This is a genomic window from Streptomyces sp. NBC_01476, assembly GCF_036227265.1.
In the GTDB taxonomy this organism is placed as follows: Bacteria; Actinomycetota; Actinomycetes; order Streptomycetales; family Streptomycetaceae; genus Actinacidiphila.
On sequence record NZ_CP109446.1, the window covers coordinates 753,721 to 775,702 of the forward strand.

General features: G+C 73.4%; 23 protein-coding genes. 11 read left to right on the forward strand and 12 right to left on the reverse strand.

The features are described 5' to 3' along the window. Positions 1–283: 283 nt before the first annotated feature. Entirely contained in the window at positions 284–1,255 is a 972-nt protein-coding gene (locus OG552_RS03280) for an ROK family protein (protein WP_329129412.1), read from the reverse strand. A gap of 198 nt (positions 1,256–1,453) precedes the next feature. Between OG552_RS03280 and OG552_RS03285 the strand changes: the two genes are divergently transcribed. Next, positions 1,454–2,443 (forward strand): LacI family DNA-binding transcriptional regulator, encoded by a 990-nt coding sequence (locus tag OG552_RS03285; RefSeq protein ID WP_329140518.1) that lies wholly within the window; start codon positions 1,454–1,456, stop codon positions 2,441–2,443. A gap of 71 nt (positions 2,444–2,514) precedes the next feature. Here OG552_RS03285 and OG552_RS03290 read toward each other — a convergent pair whose 3' ends face one another. The 5 genes from OG552_RS03290 to OG552_RS03310 form a co-directional block, all read right to left on the reverse strand. Further along, a complete protein-coding gene (locus OG552_RS03290) occupies positions 2,515–3,771 on the reverse strand; it encodes a DUF6986 family protein (RefSeq protein WP_329129414.1) in 1,257 nt (418 codons plus the stop codon). A gap of 136 nt (positions 3,772–3,907) precedes the next feature. Beyond that, a complete protein-coding gene (locus tag OG552_RS03295; protein ID WP_329129416.1) occupies positions 3,908–4,870 on the reverse strand; it encodes an electron transfer flavoprotein subunit alpha/FixB family protein in 963 nt (320 codons plus the stop codon). Between the two features lie 105 nt (positions 4,871–4,975). After that, entirely contained in the window at positions 4,976–5,761 is a 786-nt protein-coding gene (locus OG552_RS03300) for an electron transfer flavoprotein subunit beta/FixA family protein (RefSeq protein WP_329129418.1), read from the reverse strand. A 236-nt stretch (positions 5,762–5,997) separates the two neighbouring features. After that, positions 5,998–6,525, reverse strand: a complete 528-nt coding sequence (locus OG552_RS03305) for a flavin reductase family protein (protein WP_443070861.1) — start codon at positions 6,523–6,525, stop codon at positions 5,998–6,000. Positions 6,526–6,616: 91 nt separating this feature from the next. After that, the gene (locus OG552_RS03310) at positions 6,617–7,039 is read right to left on the reverse strand and encodes a thioredoxin family protein (protein ID WP_329129420.1); all 423 of its coding nucleotides are present in this window, start codon (positions 7,037–7,039) and stop codon (positions 6,617–6,619) included. 160 nt (positions 7,040–7,199) lie between these two features. Here OG552_RS03310 and OG552_RS03315 point away from each other — a divergent pair, with 160 nt between their 5' ends. Next, positions 7,200–7,607: a DUF4395 domain-containing protein gene (locus OG552_RS03315; RefSeq protein WP_329129422.1), complete on the forward strand. Its 408-nt coding sequence runs from the start codon at positions 7,200–7,202 to the stop codon at positions 7,605–7,607. 97 nt (positions 7,608–7,704) lie between these two features. Here OG552_RS03315 and OG552_RS03320 read toward each other — a convergent pair whose 3' ends face one another. Genes OG552_RS03320 through OG552_RS03330 form a run of 3 tightly spaced genes read right to left on the reverse strand, consistent with a single transcriptional unit; the run spans position 7,705 to position 10,963 of the window. Continuing rightward, positions 7,705–8,805, reverse strand: coding sequence for a threonine aldolase family protein (locus OG552_RS03320; protein WP_329129424.1), 1,101 nt, complete (start codon positions 8,803–8,805; stop codon positions 7,705–7,707). Beyond that, positions 8,784–9,542, reverse strand: a complete 759-nt coding sequence (locus OG552_RS03325; protein WP_329129425.1) for an SDR family oxidoreductase — start codon at positions 9,540–9,542, stop codon at positions 8,784–8,786. The genes OG552_RS03320 and OG552_RS03325 overlap by 22 nt, the downstream gene beginning before the upstream one ends. Before the next feature lie 23 nt (positions 9,543–9,565). Beyond that, on the reverse strand, positions 9,566–10,963 hold the full coding sequence (locus tag OG552_RS03330) for a DUF6421 family protein (protein WP_329129426.1): 1,398 nt from the start codon (positions 10,961–10,963) through the stop codon (positions 9,566–9,568). A gap of 261 nt (positions 10,964–11,224) precedes the next feature. Between OG552_RS03330 and OG552_RS03335 the strand changes: the two genes are divergently transcribed. From OG552_RS03335 to OG552_RS03350, 4 genes are all read left to right on the forward strand, one after another. Next, positions 11,225–11,893, forward strand: a complete 669-nt coding sequence (locus OG552_RS03335; RefSeq protein WP_329129428.1) for a glycerophosphodiester phosphodiesterase — start codon at positions 11,225–11,227, stop codon at positions 11,891–11,893. A 230-nt stretch (positions 11,894–12,123) separates the two neighbouring features. Beyond that, entirely contained in the window at positions 12,124–13,047 is a 924-nt protein-coding gene (locus tag OG552_RS03340) for an ABC transporter substrate-binding protein (protein WP_329129430.1), read from the forward strand. 31 nt (positions 13,048–13,078) lie between these two features. After that, on the forward strand, positions 13,079–13,957 hold the full coding sequence (locus OG552_RS03345; protein ID WP_329129432.1) for an amino acid ABC transporter permease: 879 nt from the start codon (positions 13,079–13,081) through the stop codon (positions 13,955–13,957). Next, positions 13,954–14,790 (forward strand): amino acid ABC transporter ATP-binding protein, encoded by an 837-nt coding sequence (locus OG552_RS03350; protein ID WP_329129433.1) that lies wholly within the window; start codon positions 13,954–13,956, stop codon positions 14,788–14,790. Before OG552_RS03345 ends, OG552_RS03350 begins: the two co-directional genes overlap by 4 nt. A 30-nt stretch (positions 14,791–14,820) precedes the next feature. Here OG552_RS03350 and OG552_RS03355 read toward each other — a convergent pair whose 3' ends face one another. Next, positions 14,821–15,360 (reverse strand): GNAT family N-acetyltransferase, encoded by a 540-nt coding sequence (locus tag OG552_RS03355; RefSeq protein WP_329129435.1) that lies wholly within the window; start codon positions 15,358–15,360, stop codon positions 14,821–14,823. A gap of 10 nt (positions 15,361–15,370) precedes the next feature. After that, positions 15,371–16,822 carry an aminotransferase-like domain-containing protein gene (locus tag OG552_RS03360; RefSeq protein ID WP_329129437.1) on the reverse strand — a complete coding sequence of 484 codons (1,452 nt, stop codon included), beginning with the start codon at positions 16,820–16,822 and terminating at the stop codon, positions 15,371–15,373. Between OG552_RS03360 and OG552_RS03365 the strand changes: the two genes are divergently transcribed. The 4 genes from OG552_RS03365 (at position 16,821) to OG552_RS03380 (ending at position 20,358) form a co-directional block, all read left to right on the forward strand. Continuing rightward, positions 16,821–17,807: a DMT family transporter gene (locus tag OG552_RS03365; RefSeq protein ID WP_329129439.1), complete on the forward strand. Its 987-nt coding sequence runs from the start codon at positions 16,821–16,823 to the stop codon at positions 17,805–17,807. The genes OG552_RS03360 and OG552_RS03365 overlap by 2 nt on opposite strands. Positions 17,808–17,918: 111 nt before the next feature. Then, a complete protein-coding gene (locus tag OG552_RS03370; RefSeq protein ID WP_329129440.1) occupies positions 17,919–18,476 on the forward strand; it encodes a DUF5134 domain-containing protein in 558 nt (185 codons plus the stop codon). Positions 18,477–18,599: 123 nt separating this feature from the next. Beyond that, positions 18,600–19,538: a M56 family metallopeptidase gene (locus OG552_RS03375; RefSeq protein ID WP_329129442.1), complete on the forward strand. Its 939-nt coding sequence runs from the start codon at positions 18,600–18,602 to the stop codon at positions 19,536–19,538. A 148-nt stretch (positions 19,539–19,686) separates the two neighbouring features. Further along, on the forward strand, positions 19,687–20,358 hold the full coding sequence (locus OG552_RS03380) for a TetR/AcrR family transcriptional regulator (protein ID WP_329129444.1): 672 nt from the start codon (positions 19,687–19,689) through the stop codon (positions 20,356–20,358). Between the two features lie 16 nt (positions 20,359–20,374). Here the strand turns inward: OG552_RS03380 and OG552_RS03385 are convergent, their stop codons facing one another. Then, positions 20,375–20,776, reverse strand: coding sequence for an ArsR/SmtB family transcription factor (locus OG552_RS03385; protein ID WP_443070862.1), 402 nt, complete (start codon positions 20,774–20,776; stop codon positions 20,375–20,377). A 91-nt stretch (positions 20,777–20,867) separates the two neighbouring features. On the opposite strand from OG552_RS03385, the gene OG552_RS03390 reads away from it, so the two are divergent. Then, on the forward strand, positions 20,868–21,968 hold the full coding sequence (locus OG552_RS03390; protein ID WP_329129447.1) for an NADH:flavin oxidoreductase/NADH oxidase: 1,101 nt from the start codon (positions 20,868–20,870) through the stop codon (positions 21,966–21,968). Positions 21,969–21,982: the final 14 nt, after the last annotated feature.

The following is a 21,982-nucleotide window of genomic DNA, read 5'->3' on the forward strand; positions in this document are numbered from 1 at the left end:
CGGCTGGGCGGCAAGGGATCGGGGCGCGCCGGTCGCGGCACCGCGTCGCGGCGCGCGCCCCCTGGGCCGGCGGCCGGAGCGGCGCCGGCCGCCGTCCGTACATGACGAGGCTCCGCCCGCGCCCCCGCGGCGCGGCGTTCCCAGGCGCGGGCGGCCGGCGGCGCCCGATGCGCCGCGCGGCGGCCCCGCACCGTCCCGCGGTGAAAAGTTGCGGCCCGCCCGGTGAGCACCTGACCAACCCAGCGGACAGGCCACGTCCATGGCCCCCGTTCGTGCCCGGGCCTCAGCCCCCCGACGTGAAGGACTCCAGACCCAGCGCCTCGGCCGCTGCCGCCGCCGCCCCCACCAGCCCCGCGTCCGTGCCGAGCTTCGCCGGGACGACCTCGACCCCGGCGGCGAAGGAGAGAGTGGCGTAGTGGGTGAGGTGGTCGCGCAGGGGGTCGAAGAGGAGCGGGCCCGCGTTGGCGACGCCGCCGCCGATGACCGCGACGTGGATCTCGACGAGCGTCGCGGTCGCGGCGATACCCGCCGCCAGCGCCTTCGCGGCACGGTCGAAGGAGGCGATGGCCAGCGGGTCCCCGGCACGCGCGGAAGAGGCGACCGCGGCGGCCGTGGGGGCGGTCCCCTGCGGCGGGCGCCAGCCGGACTCGACGGCGCGGCGGGCGATGTTGGGGCCGCTGGCGATGCGTTCGACACAGCCGCGCGACCCGCAGGGGCACGGGTCACCGTCGAGGTCAACGCTGATGTGGCCGATGTGGCCGGCGTTGCCGGTCGGCCCGGGCAGCAGCGTGCCGCCCAGCACCAGGCCGCCGCCGACGCCGGTGGAGACCACCATGCACAGCGCGTTGTCGTAGCCGCGGGCGGCGCCCTGCCAGTGCTCGGCCGCGGTCATCGCGACACCGTCACCGGTGAGCACGACCGGGAGCCCGCCGGCCGCCTCGGCGACCCTCGGGACGAGCGGGAATTCGCGCCAGCCGGGCACGTTGACCGGGCTGACCGTGCCGTGCGCCGCGTCGACCGGTCCCGCGCTGCCGATGCCGACCGCCACCGCCGCGGGCCACTGCGGGGCGGCCCGGAGCCCGGCGACCACCTCGCCGACCGCCCGCATCACCGTCTCGCCGTCCTCGGCCGCCGGCGTCGGCCGCAGCGCCCGCGCCACCAGCCGTCCCTGCGCGTCGACGAGCGCCCCGGCGATCTTCGTACCGCCGATGTCCAGTGCGGCCACGAGTGGACCTGTCGCGCCGAAGGGCTGCATCTGTCGGGGGTCTCCTCTGGTCGTTCGCCGGGCGCACCGGACGAGGGCGTGGCCGCCGCGGCGCGGCTTTGGTCTGCAGGGTTCCGCGGGAACCGTACCGGAGGTAGTCTCGCTTAGCCCTGACAACGTTGTCCATCTCTTGCCGCAGGGAATACTACGACCGTGACCCAGACACCTGGCCGTACCCCCCGCCCCACGATGAAAGATGTCGCCGCCCGCGCGGGCGTCGGTCTCAAGACGGTCTCCAGGGTGGTGAACGAGGAAGCCGGGGTCACACCGGACACGGTCGCCCGGGTGCAGGCGGCGATCGACGCGCTGGGCTTCCGCCGCAACGACAGTGCGCGGCTGCTGCGCACCCGGCGCACCGCAAGCGTCGGGCTGGTGCTGGAGGACCTCGCGGACCCGTTCTACGCCGCGCTCAGCCGGGCGGTGGAGGACGTGGCCCGCTCGCACGGGGCGCTGCTCTTCACCGGGTCGAGCGCCGAGGACCCGCGCCGCGAGCAGGAGCTGGTGCTGGCCTTCTGCGCCCGCCGGGTGGACGGTCTCGTGGTGGTGCCGGCCGCCGACGACCACCGCTATCTGAGCCCGGAGATCGAGGCGGGCGTCGCCACCGTCTTCGTGGACCGGCCGGCCGGCCGACTGGACGCGGATGTAGTGCTCACCGACAACGCGGGCGGCACCCGGGCCGGCGTGGCGCACCTGGTCGCGCACGGCCACCGCAGGATCGGCTTCATCGGCGACCTGCCCGGCATCCACACTGCGGGCGAGCGGCTGCGCGGTTACCGGGAGGCGATGGCCGCCGCGGGGCTGACGGTGCGTCCCGACTGGTACGCGATGGGCCCCACCAACCCCGAGCGGGTCCGCGCCACCCTCGATGTGATGCTCAACGGGCCGGAGCCGGTCACCGCGCTCCTCGCCGGCAACAACCGGGTCACCGTCACCGCGGTACGTGTCCTGTCCGCGCTGACCCGGCCGGTCGCCCTGGTCGGCTTCGACGACTTCGAACTCGCCGACCTGCTCGACCCGCCGGTGACCGTGGTCGCGCAGGACGCGCCGGGCCTCGGCCGCACCGCGGCGCAGCTGCTCTTCCGCCGGCTGGACGGCATCGGTGACGAGGAGCCGACCCGGATCGAGCTGCCGGCCCGGCTCATCGTCCGCGGCTCCGGCGAGATCCCGCCCGCTTCCTGACCGCCGGCGGACACCGTCCGGACCGACGGATCCGTCCGGGCCCCGCCCCGCCCTTCCCGCTCCCGAACCTCCTACCGCCCGGCCAGCCCGTCGAGCGCCGCCCGGGTCAGGCCGGTCCTGTCGGCCACCTCCGGCATGTCGACCGCGCCGCAGTCCAGGCCGCGCAGCAGATAGCCGCTGAGCGCCCGGGCGGTGGCGGGCTCGTCCAGCACGTCGCCGCCGGTCTTCGCCGTATAGGCGGCCAGCCGGGCGGCGGCCGTGTCCAGTCCCTCGCGGTAGAAGGCGTAGGTGGCCGCGTACCGGGTGGGCAGGTGCGCCGGGTGCATGTCCCAGCCCTGGTAGTAGCCGCGGGCCAGCGAGCGGCGGACCAGGCCGTAGTGCAGCTGCCAGGCGGCGTGCACCTGCGCGGCGGGGCCGACCGGGAGCACATTGGTGGAGCCGTCGCTGAGCCGTACCCCGGTGCCCGCGGCGGCGGCCTGCATCACGGCCTTGGCGTAGTCGGCGACCGGGTGGTCGAGCGACTGGTGGGCGGCGCTGATTCCGCAGGCCGCGCTGTAGTCGAAGGTGCCGTAGTGGAGTCCGGTGGCGCGGCCCTGGGCGGCGTCGATCAGCCGGGGCACCGTGGCGGTGCCGTCCGGGCCGAGGATGGCCTGCGTGGTCTCGATCTGGATCTCGAAGCCGATCCGCCCGGCCGGCAGCCCGGCGGCCCGCTCGAACGCGTCGCACAGCCGCACCATCGCGGTCACCTGCGCCGGGAAGGTGACCTTGGGCAGCGTCAGGACCAGCCCGGCCGGCAGGCCGCCGCCGTCGAACAGCGCGGTGAGGAAGAGGTCGAGGGTGCGGATGCCACGGTCGCGTACGGCGGCCTCCATGCACTTCATCCGGATGCCGAGGTACGGCGGCGCGGTGCCGTCGGCGACGGCCGCGGTCACGGTGCGGGCGGCAGCGAGGGCGGCGGCGTCCTCCTCGCTGTCAGGACGCGGTCCGTAGCCGTCCTCGAAGTCGATCCGCAGGTCTTCGACGGGTTCGCGGCGCAGCTTGGCCCGCACCCGGTCGTGCACCTGCCCGGCGAGGCTCCCCGGCAGGCCGAGGACCGCGGCGAGGGCGGTGGCGTCCGGGGCGTGGGCGTCGAGCGCGGCCAGGGCCTGGTCTCCCCAGGCGCGTACGGTCCCGGCGGTGAAGGCGTCGGCGGGCACATAGACGGTGTGCACGGGCTGGCGGGTGCCGGGGTCGCCGGGGTAGCGGCGGGCCAGTTCGGCGTCGGTGGCCGCCAGTGAGGCGGCGACACCGCTCCGTACCGCGTCCGCGAGTGTCGTCACGGCAGCCATCTGCGCCCTCCCGGATTCAACAAAAAGTTGAAACGAAAGCTAACCGGGACGCGGGGCGGGGGTCAACAGGTCCCGGTACGCGGCGGCCCCCGCCCACCCGGCGGGGTGGGGCGGGGGCCGCCGCGGCCGGGCGGTCTCAGCCCTTGCGGGCCTTGACCTCCTCGGTGAGCTGCGGGACGACCTGGAAGAGGTCGCCGACGACGCCGAAGTCGACCAGGTCGAAGATCGGGGCCTCCGCGTCCTTGTTGACGGCCACGATGGTCTTCGAGGTCTGCATGCCGGCCCGGTGCTGGATCGCGCCGGAGATGCCGTTGGCGATGTACAGCTGCGGCGAGACCGACTTGCCGGTCTGGCCGACCTGGTTGCTGTGCGGGTACCAGCCGGCGTCCACCGCGGCGCGCGAGGCGCCGACGGCCGCACCGAGCGAGTCGGCCAGCTGCTCGATGACCGAGAAGTTCTCGGCGCCGTTGACACCCCGGCCGCCCGAGACCACGATCGCGGCCTCGGTCAGCTCCGGGCGCCCGCTGGCCTTGCGCTCGGTGCGCTGGACCACCTTGGTGCCGGTGGCCAGCGGCCCGAAGGTCACCGCGAGCTGCTCGACGGTGCCGGCCGCGGGGGCGGGCTCGACGGGCGCCGAGTTGGGCTTCACGGTGATCACCGGGGTGCCCTTGCTGACACGGGACTTGGTGGTGAAGGCGGCGGCGAACGCCGACTGGGTGGCGACCGGGCCGCTGTCACCCGCGGTCAGGTCCACCGCGTCGGTGATGACGCCGGAGCCGAGCCGCAGCGCGAGGCGGGCGGCGATCTCCTTGCCCTCGGCGGAGGAGGGCACCAGGACCGCGGCCGGGGACACCGCCTTGGCGGCGGCCTCCAGGGCGTCGACCTTGGGCACCACGAGGTAGTCGGCGAACTCGGGCGCGTCGGCGGTGAGCACCTTCACCGCGCCGTGCTCGGCGAGCACCGCGGCCGCGGTGTCGGCGCCGGGGCCGAGGTGGACCGCGACCGGCTCGCCGATCCGGCGGGCCAGGGTGAGCAGTTCGAGGGTCGGCTTGCGGACGGCACCGTCCACATGGTCGACGTAGACGAGGACTTCAGCCATGAGAATGCACTCCTGCGAAAGGTCTGCGGGGCGGGGGGCGTCCGGTGCCCGGGCCGGGCCCGTCCGCGCCGGCCGGCGGCGCGGGGGCCCACAACCCGGTCCCGGTCAGATGAACTTCTGGCTCGCGAGGAACTCCGCGAGCTGCTTGCCGCCCTCGCCCTCGTCCTTGACGATCGTGCCCGCGGTCCGCGGCGGGCGCGCGGTGGCGTCGTCGACCGCGGTCCACGCGCCGGCCAGGCCCACCTCGGCCGGGTCGATGCCCAGATCGGACAGGTCCAGCGACTCCAGCGGCTTCTTCTTGGCGGCCATGATGCCCTTGAAGGACGGGTAACGGGCCTCACCGGACTGGTCGGTGACCGACACCAGCGCGGGCAGCGACGCCTCCAGCTGCTCGCTGGCCACATCACCGTCACGGCGGCCGGTGACCTTGCCGTCCGCCACCGCGACCTCGGAGAGCAGAGTGACACCGGGAACGCCGAGCCGCTCGGCCAGCAGCGCCGGCAGCACACCCATGGTGCCGTCGGTGGAGGCCATACCGGTCACGACCAGGTCGTAGCCGATGTGCTCGATCGCCTTGGCGAGCACCAGCGACGTACCGATCACATCGGTGCCGTGCAGGGCGTCGTCCTCCACGTGGACACCCTTGGCGACACCCATCTGCAGCGCCTTGAGCACCGCACCCCTGGCGTCCTCCGGGCCCACCGTCACCGCAGTGACCTCCGCGTCGTCCGCGGCCTCCGCGATCTGCAGCGCCTGCTCCACCGCGTACTCGTCCAGCTCCGACAGCAGGCCGTCGACCGCGTCACGGTCGGTGGTCAGGTCCTCGGCGAAGTGACGGTCACCCGTGGCATCGGGCACATATTTCACTGCGACTACGATCCTCAAGCTCACGCCTGGTCTCCTACTGCTTCGTCGTACACGTCTTCGTGAACTGCCCCGGTAACGGCAGCATAGGCGCCTGCGGTGGCGGTCCCCGGCCAGGACGCGGCAACCGCCCCGACCGGAATATTACTCGTCAGTACACAGAGCCTATTACCCATCCGCAAGGTTCTCGCACTGTGACCTGCCCGACGCCCGCGAAGCCCGTGGTCGGCGCGGCAGCCCGTGGTCGGCGCGGCAGCCGGTGATCAGCTCGGCAGCCGGTGGAAGTCGCCCTGGTGGTACAGGAGCGGGCCGCCGGGACCGTCCGGGTCACCGGCCACCGCCCGGGCGATGACGAGCCGGTGGTCACCGGCCGGCACCAGGGCCTCGACGCGGCAGACCAGCCAGGCGGAGACGGCGTCGAGCAGCGGGACACCGTGCGGTCCCACCGACCAGGCGGTGGGCGGGCCGAAGCGGTCGGCGCCGCTGCGGGCGAAGACGGCGGCCAGCGCCTCCTGGTGCTCGCCGAGTATGTGCACGCCGACGAAGTCCGCCTGGGCCACGGTCGGCCAGCACGAGGAGGTCACGCTGATGCCGAAGGAGAGCAGCGGGGGCTGCGCCGCGACCGAGGTGAGCGAGGTGGCGGTGAAGCCGGCCGGGCCGCCGGCGCCCATGGCGGTGATCACGGCCACACCGGCGGCGTGCCGGCGAAAGACGGAACGGAAGCGCGCCGGGTCGAAGCCGGAGTCCTCCGGCTGCCCCGCCACGGAGCCGAGGTCGATGATCGCGGTCACCGGACGCCTCCGAGCCTGATGCCTCCTGGAGCGCGCCGGCCCGCTCCTGTCGGGGATGCGCCGGCCCGGGCCGCATCCGCGGTGGTACGGGTCACACCGGCTCCACGGCGGTGCCGAGCGCGGCGATCACGTCCGCGCGCCGCGGCTGGCCCGCCGCCCGGCGGACGATCGAACCGTCCGCGGCGAGCACCAGCACCGTGGGGGTCTTGAGCACATTCAGCCGCCGGACCAGCTCCAGGTTCGCCTCGGCGTCGATCTCCACGTGCCGTACCCCCGGGACCATGCCCGCGACCTCGTCCAGCACCCGCCGGGTGGCCCGGCAGGGGGCGCAGAAGGCGCTGGAGAACTGCACCAGCGTGGCCCGCTCCCCCAGCGGCTCACCGAGGTCGCCGGCCGTCAGCCGCTCGTCGCCGTCCTTCGCCCGCACCCGGACCCTCCCGTCCTTGCGCCGGTGCACGACGCCGTAGACGCTCGCTGCGGCGAGCACGGCCAGGCACACGATCAGTCCGGTCATCGCCCCGCCATCCGCTTGGTCGTCCCTGCTTGTATCCGGTCACTTGCCTACCCGCGCGCGGTCCTCACCACCGCACCGCGGTCAATAGGTTTGCAGCGTTCACGTGACCGCAATGATTCCCGGGGCACACACGCGGTCCGGTCTGCGTGATGATTTCCCCATGGAGATCGATGTCCGGGGGCCGCGTTTCGGCGCCGCCCTCACCACCGTGGTGCTGGCGGTCGCGCTGATCACCGGCAGTGGCTGGCTGCTGCTGGTGCAGGCGGTGTTCTTCGCCGTTGGCGCGGGCGCCGGTGTGCAGAACTCGCCGTACGGCTGGGTGTTCCGAACGCTGATACGGCCCCGGCTCGGCCCGCCGCCGGCCACCGAGGACGCCGCGCCCCCGCGCTTCGCGCAGGCGGTGGGGCTGGTCTTCTCCGTGATCGGCGTGATCGGCTACCTCGTCGGCCCGCAGTGGCTGGGTACCGCGGCGACCGCGTGCGCCCTGGCCGCCGCGTTCCTCAACGCGGCGTTCGCGTACTGCCTCGGCTGCGAGATGTACCTGCTGCTGAAGCGCGCGACGGCCTGAGTCCCACCGCGCCCCGGCCGGCCGCGGTGGCCCGCCGGGGCCCGCGGCATGCGCCGCTCCCCGGCGAGCCACTGGCCCGTCACGTGGTCCATGCTCGTCAGAGCGCGTACTCCTGCAGCTCTTCCGCGATCGCCGCGGCGAAGCCGTCCACGTCCTGCTCGGTGGTGTCGAAGGCGCACATCCAGCGCACTTCGCCGGTGGCCTCGTTCCAGAAGTAGAACCGGTAGCGCTTCTGCAGCCGTTCGCTGACCTCGCGCGGCAGCACCGCGAAGACCGCGTTGGACTCCACCGGCCGCACGACCTGCACACCGGGGATCTGCCGTACCGCCCGGTCCAGCCGGCGGGCCATCGCATTGGCGTGCCGGGCGCTGCGCAGCCAGAGGTCACCGGCCAGCAGCGCCTCGAACTGCACCGACACGAAGCGCATCTTGGAGGCGAGCTGCATCCCGGCCTTGCGCAGGTACGGCATCGCGCGGACCCGCTCAGGACTGAGCACGACCACGCACTCGCCGAAGAGCAGACCGTTCTTGGTGCCGCCGAAGGAGAGGATGTCGACCCCCGCCTCGGTGGTGAAACGGGCCGCGGGGACGTCGAGGAAGGCGGCGGCGTTGGCGAGCCGGGCGCCGTCCAGATGCACCGCCATGCCCAGCTCATGGGCGTGGTCGCAGATCGCCTTGATCTCCTCGGGCGTGTAGCAGGTGCCGAGTTCGGTGGTCTGGGTGATCGAGACCACCTGCGGCTGTGCCCGGTGCTCGTCGGTGAAACCGAACGCCTGCCGGTCGATCAGTCCGGGGGTGAGCTTGCCGTCGGGGGTGGGCACGGTGAGCAGTTTCAGGCCGCCGACCCGCTCGGGGGCGCCGCACTCGTCGGTGTTGATGTGGGCGGACTCGGCGCAGATCACCCCGCCCCAGCGTTCGGTGACCGACTGGAGCGCGGTGACATTGGCGCCGGTGCCGTTGAAGACCGGGAACACCTCGGCGGTGGGCCCGAAGTGTCCGCGGAAGACCTCCTGGAGGTGGGCGGTGTACGCGTCCTCGCCGTAGGAGACCTGGTGGCCGCCGTTGGCGAGGGCGAGCGCGGTGAGGACTTCGGGGTGCGCCCCCGCGTAGTTGTCACTGGCGAATCCGCGGACCTGCGGATCGTGACGCCGTACGGCGTCCGAGGCGAGCTGTTCTGTCACGGTCGGGGCGTCAGCCACTGTCGGGTCCCGTTCACTTCCGTAGGGCTCCGGTTCCACATCTCCGCGATGGCCTCGGCGAGGTCGGTCACGTCGGTGAAGCCGGTGAATTTGGCGTTCGGGCGCTGGGCCCGCAGCTCATCGTGCACCAGCGCCTTGATCACCAGAACAGTGGCCGCCGCGGAGAGCGCGCCGTCACCGCTCAGCTTGTGGAAGGAGTCGCCCAGGGCGAGCGTCCAGGCCTCAGCCGCGGCCTTGGCGGCGGAGTAGGCGGCGTTCCCTGCGGTGGGCTTGCTGGCGCCGGACGCGCTGATCAGCACATAGCGGCCGCCGGGGCTGCGCATCAGGCCGTCGTGGAAGGCGAGCGAGGTGTGCTGGACGGTACGGATCAGCAGCTTGTGAAGGACATCCCAGTCGGCGAGGTCGGTCTCCGGGAAGGACGCGGAACCGCGCCAGCCGCCGACCAGGTGGACCAGACCGTCGACCCGGCCGTGGTCCTTCTCGATCCGGCCGGCCCAGTCCTCGGTGGCCTCCAGGTCGAGCAGGTCCACGATCTCCCCGGTGATGTCGGCGCCGCCGGCGTCGTAACGGGCCGCGTCCACGGACTCGGCGAGCCGCTCGGGGTCGGCGTCGGCGGCGATCACATGGCCGCCCGCCCGGGCCAGCCGCTGCAGTACCGCGCGCCCGGCGGGCCCGCCCGCGCCCGCCACCGCGATCACCGCGCCGTCAAGACCGCCGGTGTACGTGTCGGTCGTCATGTCCGCCTCCTCGGCTGCTCCGGTCACGCGGCGCTCCGCACCGCGCTGTCGCCGGTGATGCCCTTGGTCGAGGCGATCACTTCACGGAGCTTCTTCGCAAGGGCCTCGTAGAACATGCTGAGCGGAAACTCGTCCGGCAGCACGTCGTCCACCAGCTTGCGCGGCGGGAGCGACAGGTCCAGGGCCTCGGGACCCTTGGCCCAGACCGAGCCGGGGTGCGGGGAGAGGTACGTCGCCACCAGGTCGTAGGCGGCGAACCAGTGCACGAGCTTGGGCCGGTCGATGCCGTCCCGGTAGAGCGTCTCGATCTCCGCGCAGAGCTGGTTGGTGACCTGCGGTGCGCGCTCCCAGTCGATGCGCAGGGTGTTGTCAGTCCAGCGTACGGCGTCGTGCTTGTGCAGGTACGAGAAGAGCAGCTGTCCGCCGAGCCCGTCGTAGTTGCGGGTGCGGGCCCCGGTGACCGGGAAGCGGAAGAGCCGGTCGAAGAGGATCGCGTACTGGACGCCCAGGCCCATCGGGTGACCCTCGGCCTGGAGCTTGACCGCTTCGCGGAAGGAGGTGAGGTCGCAGCGCAGCTCCTCCAGGCCGTACATCCAGAACGGCGCCCGCTGCTTGATCATGAACGGGTCGAACGGGAGGTCGCCGTGGCTGTGGGTGCGGTCGTGGATCATGTCCCAGAGCACGAAGGTCTGCTCCGCGAGGTCCTGGTCCTGGACCAGCTTGGCGGCCTCCTCGGGCAGCTTCAGCCCGAGGGTGTCCACGGCGGCCTCGGTCACCGCGCGGAAGCGGGCCGCCTCGCGGTCGCAGAAGATCGCGCCCCAGGTCCAGCGCGAGGGCGCCTCACGGACGGCGACGGTCTCGGGGAAGAGGACCGCGGAGTTGGTGTCGTACCCCGGGGTGAAGTCCTGGAAGGTGATCGGTACGAACAGCGGGTTGTCGTACCGGGTGCGCTCCAGTTCGGCGAGCCACTGCGGCCACACCACCCGCAGCGCGACGGCTTCCAGGTTGCGGTCCGGGTTGCCGTTCTGGGTGTACATCGGGAAGAGCACCAGGTGCTGGAGGCCGTCCCGGCGGTCGGCGGCCGGCTGGAAGGCCAGCAGGGAGTCGAGGAAGTCCGGCACCCCGAAGCCGCCGTCGGACCAGCGGCGCAGGTCGGCGACGAGGGCCTGGTGGTAGGCGGCGTCGTGCGGGAGCAGCGGGGCGAGCTGCTCGACCGCGTCCACGACGCGTCCCAGGGTGCGGGCGGCGTCATCCCGGCTGGGCGCGCCCTCGGCCTCGAAGTCGATCGAGCCGTCCTTGGACTGCCAGGGCCTGATGGCCTCGACCGCCTGCTTCAGCACCGCCCACTGGGGGTGGTCGATGATGTCCTCGCCGGATATCTCGCCTTTGCCCGGCGTCCGCGGCGAAAGAACTTCAGTCATGACCCACCTCCACAAGAGAAACTGTCGTCAAGCCACCGTATCCATGCCGTTGGCTCCACATCAAGGCGGCCCCATGGAGAACATCCTGCCGTATGGTCCGCCAACCGCAATTCCTCCCGGCTCAAACCCGAATGGCTCACTAAATGTTGCGTCCTCCGCCGACGGCGGGACGGAACTGAACCCCTGGCGGCAGCGGCGGCGGACGCCGACGCGTCACGGCACGTTCGGCCCGCGGACGCCTGCGCTCGCTAGGCTCCGGGCATGAGCTTCCTCACCGTCGGTCACCGCGGGGTCATGGGCGCCGAGCCCGAGAACACCCTGCGTTCCTTCCGCCGTGCCGAGCAGGCGGGCCATGACCAGATCGAGCTCGATCTGCATCTGAGCAAGGACGGCGCGCTGATCGTCATGCACGATCCGGAGGTGGACCGCACCACCGACGGCAGCGGGCTGATCCGGGAGCTCACGCTGGACGAGATCCGCGGCCTGGACGCCGGGCTGGGCGAGCGGGTGCCGGTCTTCGAGGAGGTGCTGGACACGGTGTCGCGGCCCCTCCAGGCCGAGATCAAGGACGTGGCCGCCGCCCGGGTACTCGCCGAGGTGCTCCGCGAGCGCGGCGAGACCGGCCGGGTGAGCGTGCTCTCCTTCCACGACGAGGCGCTGGCCGAGATCCGCACGCTGCTGCCCGAGGTCGCCACGGTGCTGGTCGCCGAGGAACTGGGCCCGCACATCGTGCCCCGCGCCCAGGCGGTGGGCGCCCGGCTGGTGAGCCTGGATCTGCGGCAGCTGAACCTCGACACGGTGCGGCGCTGCCACGAAGCGGGCATCAAGGTGATGGCCTGGACCGTCAACACCGCGCAGGAGTGGGCGGTGGCCCGCGCGCTCGGCCTGGACGGCGCCGCCACCGACCTGCCGGCCGAACCGGCCGTGTAAAGCCCGGGCCGCGACCTGAGCGGTGCCGCCTCACCGGTGACACCCCACCAGCGACGGCCCACCGGTGACGCCCCACCGGCGATCGCCGCCACCCGCCGTGCCACCCGCCGTGCCGCCGGCCGGGCACCGGACCGGACCGGTCCGCAACACCGCGGACACAATGGTCCGGCATCCGGACAACAGACCGAATCACGTGGACAGATCCGCCCACCTGGTGCCAAGGTCCCGCCATGCGCCCCGCGATCCAGCTGTCCCCCAGCCGCGCCGCCCTGGCCGCGGCCGCCCTGCTCGCGCTCGCCCTGGCCGGCTGCTCGCCCCAGGACGACGACTCCGCCCCGGCCGCCCCGTCGTCCCCCGCCACCGCGTCCGGCGCGTCCGGCGCTGGCTCGCCGTCGGCCGCCGCCTGCTCCCCCGCGTCGCTCGCCACCCACGCGGCAGGCAAGCTGACCGTCGGCACCGACAACCCCGCCTACGACCCCTGGTTCTCCGACGACAAGCCGTCGAACGGGAAGGGCTACGAGTCGGCGGTCGCCTACGCGGTGGCCAAGCAGCTCGGCTACGCCGCCGGCCAGGTGGTCTGGCAGAAGGTGCCGTTCAACAGCGCCTTCGCTCCCGGCGTCAAGAACTTCGATTTCGACATCAACCAGGTGTCCATCAACGCCGACCGCAAGAAGTCGGTGGACTTCTCGCCCGGCTACTACGACGTGCGGCAGGCACTGGTCGCGCCCAAGGGCTCGAAGATCTTCGGGGCGCACTCCATCGCCGACCTGAAGAACGCCAAGCTGGGCGCCCAGGTGGGCACCACCAGCCTGGACGTGATCACCGACGTCGTACGGCCGGCCAAGCAGCCGGCCGTCTACCAGCGCAACGACCTCGCGGTGGCCGCGCTGAAGAACGGCCAGGTGGACGGGATCGTGGTGGACCTGCCGACCGCCTTCTACATCACCGGCGCCGAGGTCACCGACGCCAAGGTGGTGGGGCAGTTCGACTCCACCGGGGGCACGCCCGAGCAGTTCGGACTGGTGCTGGACAAGGGCAGCAAGCTGACACCGTGCGTCTCCCGGGCGGTCACCGTGCTGCGCTCGGACGGCACGCTCGCCGCGCTGGAGAAGCAGTGGCTCTCCGACGCGGTCGACGCACCGGTGCTCAAGTGACCCGGCGCGACCGTCGCGGGCGGGTCAGGCGATGACCGTACGGGACGGGTCCGCGCCGCCGGAGGTCTACCGCCCGTCGGCGCGGCGGATCGAGCGCGAGCGCTACCGCAGGGCCCGCACCCGCCGCTCCTACCTGGTGGCCGGGGTCAGCACGGCGGTGACCGCCTTCGCGCTCTACGAGCTGATCGTCAACTCCCCCGGCTGGCAGCGCACCCGCGAGACCTTCTTCAGCGCGCACTACGCGCGGGTGTCCTTCGCTCCGGTCATGGAAGGGCTCTGGCTCAATCTGCGGCTGCTCGCGGTCTGCGGGGCGGTCGTCCTGGCCGCCGGGCTGCTGATGGCACTGCTGCGTACGCTGCGCGGCCCGGTGCTCTTCCCGCTGCGTGCCCTGGCCACCGCCTACGTGGACTTCTTCCGCGGGCTGCCGCTGATCATCTGCATCCTGATCAGCGTGTTCGGCATCCCGGCGCTGCGGCTGAGCGGTGTCACCACCGACCCGGTGCTGCTCGGCGGCTTCGCCCTGTGCCTGACCTACACCGCCTATGTGGCCGAGGTCTTCAGGGCGGGCATCGAGAGCGTCCACCCGAGCCAGCGCGCCGCGGCCCGCTCGCTCGGTCTGAGCAGTGCCCGGACGATGCGGTACGTGGTGCTGCCGCAGGCGGTGCGGCGGGTGGTGCCGGCGCTGCTCAACGACCTGGTGTCGCTGCAGAAGGACACCGGCCTGGTGTCCATCGGCGGCGCGGTCGACGCGGTGTACGCGGCGCAGATCACCGCCAGCCGCAGCTTCAACTACACGCCCTATGTGATCGCCGGGCTGATCTTCGTGGCGATCACCATCCCGATGACGCGGTTCACCGACTGGGTGGCGGCCCGGATGAACCGGCGGCAGTCGCAAGGAGGCGCGGTATGAGCGCGGATCCGCTCTCCAAGAGCGAGCCGCTCGGCGAGGACCGGACAGCCGCGCGGGACCGGCCGCTGCCCTCGCCGGGCCTCGCCGCGGAGCCGGTGCTGCGGCTCGACGCGGTCCGCAAGACGTACGGCTCCGCGGTGGTGCTGGCCGACGTGGATCTCGCGGTGCCCCCGCACACGGTGACCGCGCTGATCGGCGCCTCTGGCTCCGGCAAGTCGACGCTGCTGCGCTGCGTGAATCTGCTGGAGGAGGTCGACGACGGGGCGGTCTTCCTCGACGGCGAGGAGATCACCGACCCGCGGACCGACCAGGACGCGGTGCGCCGCCGGATCGGTGTGGTCTTCCAGGCGTACAACCTCTTCCCGCACATGACGGTGCTGGAGAACATCACGCTGGCCCCGCGCCGGGTGCACCGGGTGCCGCGGGAGCGGGCCGAGCAGGAGGCGCGGGAGCTGCTGGCCCGGCTGGGGCTGGCCGACCGGGCGGGCGAGTACCCGGACCGGCTCAGCGGCGGCCAGCAGCAGCGGGTGGCCCTGCTGCGGGCGGTCGCCACCCGGCCCCGGCTGCTGCTGCTCGACGAGATCACCGCGGCGCTCGACCCCGAACTGGTCGGCGAGGTGCTGGCGGTGGTGCGGGACCTCAAGGAGCAGGGCATGACGATGGTGATCGCCACCCACGAGATGGCGTTCGCCCGCGAGGTCGCCGACCAGGTGTGCTTCCTGGACGCCGGGGTCGTCCTGGAACGGGGCACCCCCGCCGAGGTGTTCGGCGCCCCGGCCGAGCCGCGCACCCGTGATTTCCTCCGCCGCATCACCGAAGCCGGCCGCCTCTGACCCCCACCCGGCACACCGTCACAGCAGGCGTCAGCTGAGTTTCTTGGTGAGCAGCTCGAACTCCAGGTCGTCGCGGGTCGGCAGGCCGAACCGCTCCTGTCCGTAGGGGAAGGGGCTCGTCTCACCGGTGCGGACGTAGCCCCGCCGGACGTACCAGGCGATCAGGTCCTCACGCACCGAAATCACCGTCATGTGCATCTCGGCGACGCCCCACTCCTGGTGGGCGAAGCGTTCCGCCTCGGCGATGATGAGCTTGCCCAGGCCCGCGCCCTGGAGGGTGGGGCGTACCGCGAACATCCCGAAGTAGGCGTGGCTGCCGCGGTGTTCGAGCTGGCAGCAGGCGACGAGCGTGCCGCCGTGCTCCACCGCGACCAGCCGGCTGTCCGGCTTGGTGATGACGGCGGCGACGCCCTCGGGGTCGGTCCGCCGGCCTTCCAGGATGTCCGCCTCGGTGGTCCAGCCGGCCCGGCTGGCGTCGCCGCGGTAGGCGGACTCGATCAGGTCGACGAGCGCGGGCACGTCGTCGAGGGTCGCGGGCCGGAAGGTGGGCTGAGCGGCGGCGGTTTCCATGCCGAAAAGGCTAGCCGTACCGCCCGGAGTGGGTGCCCTCGCCCTCACCGGTGAGAGCGAGGGCGAGGGCGAACCGGCGGACGCCTTCGGTGATCTCCTCGGCGCCGGTGGTGTCGGCGAAGGTGACACGGACGTAGGGGGCCGGGGACTCGGCGGGGAAGTACGGGCGGCCCGCGGCCACCGCGACGCCACTGCGCAGGGCCGCGGTGGTCAGCGCGGTCTCGTCGGTGCCGTCGGGCAGCCGGAGCCACAGCTGGTAGCCGCCCGACGGCGCCGGGTCCGGGACGAGCGCGGGCAGCCGGTGGCGCAGCGCCGCCAGCATCGCGTCACGCCGCTCCCTCAGGCCGGCCGCGACCGCCCGCAGATGGCGCGGCCAGGCGGGCGCGCCGACCAGCTCCAAGGTGGCCTCCTGGAGCGGCCTCGGCACGAAGAAGCTGTCCACCACCTGGATCGCCCGCAGCCGCTCCACCACCGGCCCGCGGGCGATCAGCGCCCCGATCCGCAGGCTCGGCGAGGTCGCTTTGGTGAGCGAGGCGACATGCACCACGGTGCCGTAGGGGTCGTCGGCGATCAGCGGGGGTGGCAGCGGACCGCCGTGGCCGAGGCGGCGGGCGAAGTCGTCCTCGACCACGAAGGCGCCCGCCGCGTGCGCGAGGTCGAGCACCCGCCGGCGGCGGCCGGCCGCCAGCACCGCCCCGGTCGGGTTCTGGAAGAGCGGCTGGCACAGGAACACCCGGGCGCCGCTCGCCGCGAAGGCGTCGGCGAGCAGGTCGGGGCGGACCCCGTCGGCGTCCAGCGGCACCGGCACCGGCCGCAGTCCTGCCGCGCGGGCGACGGCGAGCGCACCCGGGTAGGTCGGCGACTCGACCAGGACCGCGCCGCCGGGCGGGGCGAGGGCGCGCAGCGCGGTGGTGAGCGCGGCCTGGCCGCCGGCCGTGATCAGCACCTGCGCGGGCCCGGCGCCGGCCTCCCGGCCGAACCAGGCACGCAGCGCGGCCAGGCCCTCGACGGGGGGCCGTTCCCAGGCGCCGGGACGGCGGGCGGCCCGGGCCAGGGCCGCCCCGAGCGCCTGCTCGGGCTGGAGGGAGGGGTGCAGATAGCCGCCGGTGAAGGCGATGACGCCGGGCGGTGGTGCGGCGAGGGTGGCCAGTACCGCGGAGGCGTCCACCACCCGCGGTGCCGCGTCGGGGTCCTCGGCGGTGAGCGCCACCTGCTGCCATGAGGTGTCGACCGTACGCGGCCGGCCGGCGGGTTCGGCCGCCCGATAGGTGCCGGCGCCGGGCCGGGTGACGACCAGGCCTTCGGCGGCGAGCGCGGCCAGCGCGCGGGAGACCGTCACCGGACTCACCCCGAAGCGCTCGACGAGCACCCGGCTGGAGGGGAGTTTCCCGTCGGGCGGGTAGCGGTCCAGCTCCTTCCGCAGCGATCCGGCCAGCGCGGCGGCACTGCTATCGTCATTCATGAGAGCACAAGATAGCGCTACCGCGAGCAGTCGGATAGCGGTCGGCGGCACCGCGCTGGCCGCGCTGGGCGTCGCCGCCTTCTCCCTCACCTTCCCCTCCACGCACTGGGCGCTGAGCGGCTTCGGCCCCTGGTCGACGGTCACCGTCCGGGCGGTCCTGGCCGTGGCGGTCGCCGGGGTCTTCCTTGCCGCAGGGCGGGCCCGGGTGCCGGCCCGCGCGCACTGGCCGGGACTTGCGGTGGTGGCCGCCGGGGTGGTCATCGGCTTCCCGCTGCTGACCACGCTCGCCCTGGGCACCACCGACACCTCGCACGCGGCGGTCGTGGTCGGGGCCCTCCCGCTGTGCACCGCGGCCCTGGGCGCGCTGCGGACCGGCGCCCGCCCCTCCCGTATGTTCTGGGCCGCGGCGGTGGCGGGCGCCGCGGTGGTGGTCGGCTTCTCGCTCGCCGAGAGCGGCGGGGCGCCGACCACCGGGGACGGCTACCTCTTCGCGTCGCTGCTGGTGTGCGCGGCCGGATACGTCGAGGGCGGCCGGCTGGCGGCGCTGATGCCGGGCTGGCAGGTGGTCGGCTGGGCGCTGGTCGGCGTACTGCCGCTGACCGTCCCGGCCGCGGCGTGCTCGCTCCTGGCGGAGCCGGTCCGGCTGACCGGGGAGTCGGTGGGCGGCCTGGTCTGGGTGGCTGTGGTGTCGCAGTTCGTGGGGCTGCTGGTCTGGTACCGGGGCATGGCCCTGATCGGGGTCGCGCGGGCAAGCCAGCTGCAACTGGCTCAACCCGTCATGACACTGGTCTGGTCGGCCGCGCTGCTCAATGAGAAGCTGGCCGCAGCGACCTGGCCCGCCGCCGTGGCGGTGCTGGTGTGCGTGGCGGTGACGCAGCGGGCAGGCGGCACCGGGAGCGCAAGGACCGGGCCGAAGCCGCCCCGGTCCGCCTCCGCCCCACTGGGCCCGGGAGCGCGGAACAGCACGGTGCACTCCCCCGAGTGATCCCGCGCGCCCGGGTGTGCACCCTCGTCGCTGGGCAGCCTTCCGCGGATCGTCCTTCGCGGGACGCTGCGATCCGGGGGTACGGCCAGGGGTACGGACGGGGGAGGCCCGATGCACGGAACACCGATGGTGGCGTGGCTGCTCGTCGCACTCGGCGTCGCGGTCACCGCGTCCTGTCTGCTGCGCCGGGAGGCCAAGGCGGAAGCGGTGACCGGCGCCGGCATGGCGGTGATGGCGGTACCGATGTCCCTCTTCGACCCCGGACCCTGGGGCGCCGCCGCACTGGCCGCGGTCTTCACGCTGGCCGGGGTGTACTCCCTGACCGGCCGTGCCCCGCACCGCGTCCACCACGCGGTCTGCTCCGGCGCGATGGTCTACATGGCGGTGGCGATGGCCGCGGCGGGCTCGGGAGCCGCCGGGCACACGGCCCATCTCGACGCCGGGGTGCCGCTGCTGACCGGGGCGCTGCTGCTCTACTTCGCCGGGTACGTGCTGCGCACCGGCATGGCACTGGTCCCCGGAACGGCCGGCCGGACGGCGGCCGTGTCCGCGATACCCCCGATACCGGCGGCCCGCGGCACCGTCCCGCTGCGGGACGCTCCCGAGGTGGCGATGGCCTGCCGGGTGTCGATGGCACTGGGCATGTTCGCGATGCTTCTGGCGCTGTAGCGGACGGCCCGGCGGGGACCGCCCGCGGGCGGTGTGGGGCAGGCGTGAGTCAGGTGTGAGTCATGCGTCACATCGGATGCGGTCTCGTACCGCGCGATCACCGGCGGCTCCTAGGGTGACCGTATGACGGTCCCGTTCGTGCTGCTGATTCTCGGCGCACTGGCGGCGGCGATGGCGCCGCGACTGCTCGCCCGTGCCGAATGGCCGGAGCGCGAGCCGGTGCTCGCCCTGTGGGTCTGGCAGTGCGTGGTCGCCGCCGTACTGCTGTGCTGCGTGCTGGCGATGGCGCTCACCGCGTCGGCCGCCTGGGCCGCCGTGCGCGGGAATGTCTTCGCCTTCGCGCCGCGCGGGGTGGTGGACGCCTACGGGCTCGCCGAGTACGGCTGGTGGTCCGGCGGCATGGCGATCGGTCTCGCCCTGTGCGGACTGTGGACGGCGGCGATGCTCACCCGTGAGGTACGGGTCGCGCGGGCCAGGCGCCGGCAGCGGCGCGGCGAGTTGCGCACCCGCGCGCCCCGGCTGCCCGGTGAGGACGTGCCGGCCGGTGAGCGCCTCGTGGTCCTGGAGGACCCCCGCACCGACGCCTGGTGGCTGTCCGGCGCCGAGCCGCAACTGGTGATCACCACGGCAGCGCTGCGCCGGCTCAAGGGCCGCAGCCTCGACGCGGTGCTGGCGCACGAACAAGGCCACGCCCGGGCCCGGCACGACGTCCTGCTGCACTGCTCGGGGGCGCTGGCCGGCGGTTTCCCGCAGGTGCCGGTCTTCGCCGCTTTCCGCGACCAGGTGCACCACCTGGTGGAGTTGGCCGCCGACGACACCGCCTCCCGCCGCTTCGGCCGGCTGACCACCGCGCTCGCCCTGGTGGAACTGAACGAGGAGCGCGGGGTGTTCGGGCCGGGCCCGGCGCCGCTGGCCGCGCTGCCCGGCCGGGTGAACAGGCTGCTGGACGGCGCGCCCCGGCTGACCGTGGGCCGCAGGCTGCGCGTGACGGTGCTCGCGCTGCTGGCACCCGCCGTACCGCTGCTGATCGCCTTCGGTCCCGGGCTGCACGCGCTCACATGACCGGCCGGCGGCATGGACGACGAACGGGCACCGGACCCGACGATCCCCCGCGTCGCCGGGTCCGCCGCCCGTCACCGTCCCACCGGGCATGGCTCGGCGGGCCGCGCTGAGTATATTGGCTCGGAGCCAGTCAACGCAGGAGTAAATGATGTCCCCTCGCAGCGCATCGGTCAATGAAGCGATGCGTCAGCGTTCCCGGGAGCGCTTGCTGCAGGCGACGGTGGAACTGGTCGAGGAGCGCGGCTACGAGGCCACCACGCTCGCCGACATCACCAAGCGCGCGGGCAGCGCCCGCGGCCTGGTCTCCTACTACTTCTCCGGCAAGCGCGCGCTGCTGCAGTCCGCGGTGCACCGGCTGATGGCCCGTGAACTGGCGCAGGCGCTGGAGCGCGAGCCGCGCAGCGACGACGGGCAGGAGCAGCTGGCGCGGGCGATCGACGCGATTTTGACGCTGACCCAGACCCACACCACCTTGATGCGCACCCACATGGCCTCGATCCTCCAGGAGGAGGGCTTCATCCAGTGCCCCGAGCAGCAGCAACTCGCCTCGCTGCTGCGCGGATCGGTGCTGGCCTGGGGCGCGGCGGACCCGGAGGAGGAGTACCGGCTGCTGCGGGCCCTGCTGATGGGGGCGACGGTGGCGCTGCTGCTGCCGGGCGCGCCGATGCCGGTGGCCCGGCTGCGGGCGGAACTCTTCCAGCGCTACGGCCTGCCGTGGACGGCCGGCGCGCCGCCCGAGGAGGCCGGGAGCGCCCGGCCCGGCCCCGAGGCCGAGGACGGCAGCGGTGACGCGCTCCCGGAGCTGTCGCCCTCGCACTGAAGCGGGCCCGTCCGCCTCACGGCCCGCCGGGCCCGAGCTCCTCGCCGAGCCGTCCGGCCTGGGCGTCGGCGGCCTCCAGCACCCGGTCCAGCAGACCGGGGAAGAGCCGGTCCAGGTCGGCGCGCCGCAGGGCGTTCATCTTGGACGTGCCCCGGTAGGTCTGGCTGATCACCCCGGCCTCCCGCAGCACCCGGTAGTGGTGGGTGGTGGTCGACTTGGTGACCGGAAGCGGTACGTCGGAGCAGGACAGCTCCCCGCCGCCGCCCGCCAGCCGGCGGACCACGGTCAGCCGCATCGGGTCGGAGAGCGCGTGCAGCACCTCCTCCAGCCGGATGTCCGCGGCGGCCGGGTGCTCCAGTGCCCGGCCGGGCTGGGCGGAGGCGGTGGGCGGACGCGCCGGGGAGGTCATGAACGTCATATTACGATGCATCTCGTAGTTTGACGTTCACCGTACTACGGCGCTTATCGTAGGAATGCCATTCCCGAGCCCTGCCGACGAGGAGCGTGCCGTGAGCGCACTGTTCGAGCCCATCCCCCTGCGGTCCCTGACCGCGCGGAACCGTGTCTGGATGGCGCCGATGTGCCAGTACTCGGCGCTCCCCGAGGGCCATGAGCAGGGCGCCCCGAACGACTGGCACTTCCAGCACTACACCTCGCACGCGGTGGGCGGCGCCGGCCTGATCCTCACCGAGGCCACCGCGGTCAGCCCGGAGGGCCGGATCAGCCCTTACGACCTCGGCATCTGGAACGACCACCAGGTGGAGCGGTTCAGCCGGATCACCCGCTTCCTCAAGGAGCACGGCGTCATCCCCGGCGTCCAGCTCGCCCACGCCGGGCGCAAGGCGTCGACCGACGCGCCCTGGCGGGGCGGCGCCCCGGTCGGGCCCGACGCGCACGGCTGGCCGGCGGTCGCGCCCAGCCCGGTGCCCTTCGCCGACGGCCATCCGGTCCCGCACGAGCTGACCACGGACGAGATCGCCGAGGTGGTCGGCCAGTTCGCGGCCGCCGCCGAGCGCGCGCTGACCGCGGGCTTCCAGGTGGCCGAGGTGCACGGCGCCCACGGCTATCTGATCGCCCAGTTCCTCTCCCCGCACAGCAACCACCGGACCGACGGGTACGGCGGCGCCTTCGAGAACCGGATCCGCCTCGCGCTGGAGGTGGTCGACGCGGTCCGCGCGGTCTGGCCGGCCGAACTCCCGCTGTTCTTCCGCATCTCGGCGACCGACTGGCTGGAGGAGGCCGGCTGGACGGCGGACGAGACCGTCCGCTTCGCCAAGGAACTCCTGGTGCGCGGGGTCGACCTGCTGGACGTCTCGACGGGCGGGAACGTGGCCGGTGTCCGCATCCCGGCCGGCCCCGGCTACCAGGTGCCCTTCGCGGCGCGGGTCAAGGCCGAGACCGAACTCCCGGTCGCCGCGGTCGGCGAGATCACCGAGCCGCATCAGGCCGAGACGATCCTCGCCACCGGCCAGGCCGATGCCGTCCTGCTGGCCCGCGCGCTGCTGCGGGAGCCGTCCTGGCCGCTGCGGGCGGCCTACGAACTCGGCGCGCCGTCCGCGGCGGCCGTACCGCCGCAGTACGCCAGGGCGTACGCGCGCCCCGCACGCTGAGCTCCCGGCACCGA